Annotated in this window: 1 protein-coding gene; it reads left to right on the forward strand. The window is 72.8% G+C overall.

The annotated features are described in order from the left end of the window. Positions 1 to 110: 110 nt before the first annotated feature. On the forward strand, positions 111 to 662 hold a 552-nt coding region (locus tag ADK67_RS10375), incomplete at its 3' end, for a 3'-5' exonuclease (protein WP_053716192.1).

The following is a 662-nucleotide window of genomic DNA, read 5'->3' on the forward strand; positions in this document are numbered from 1 at the left end:
TACCTCATGCAGCACAGCTTCGGCTTCCAGGTCCACGACGTGACCAAGCCGCACCACCCGCACCGTCACGGCCGCGCCGACATCGGCTGGCCCACCACCGTGGAGGCACCATGACCACCCCGCCCACCGCCGCCCCACCACCCGCCGCGCCGTTGCCGGCCGTGCTGGAAGGCCACCCGCTGGTGGTGGTCGACGTGGAGGGCAACGGCGGCCGGCCGCCGCAGATCGTGGAGATCGCCGTGCTGCCCGTCGACGGACCGGTCACCGCACACGACCTGCGCAGCTGGCTGGTGCGCCCCTCCGTGCCCATCACCCCGTTCGCCCGCCGGATCCACGGCATCGGCAACGACGACGTCGAACGCAAACCACGCTGGCACGGCGTCTCCCACGAAATCCAACCCGTGCTGACCGGCCGGACCCTGGTCGCGCACAACGCGGGCACCGAGTACCGGGTGCTCAGCGCGCACCTGCCCGGCTGGCAGCCGCCCCTGGTGCTCGACACCCTCACCCTCGCCAAGCACGTCTGGCCCGGCTTGCCCGGCTACGGCCTCGACGCACTCGTGGCCCACGCCGACCTGGACACCACCGGCACCGACGGGCAACGCCCGCACCGCGCCGGCTACGACACCTGGTGCGCCTGGCTGCTCTTCCGCACCCTCCTC

The organism is Saccharothrix sp. NRRL B-16348 (assembly GCF_001280085.1).
Lineage (GTDB): Bacteria > Actinomycetota > Actinomycetes > Mycobacteriales > Pseudonocardiaceae > Actinosynnema.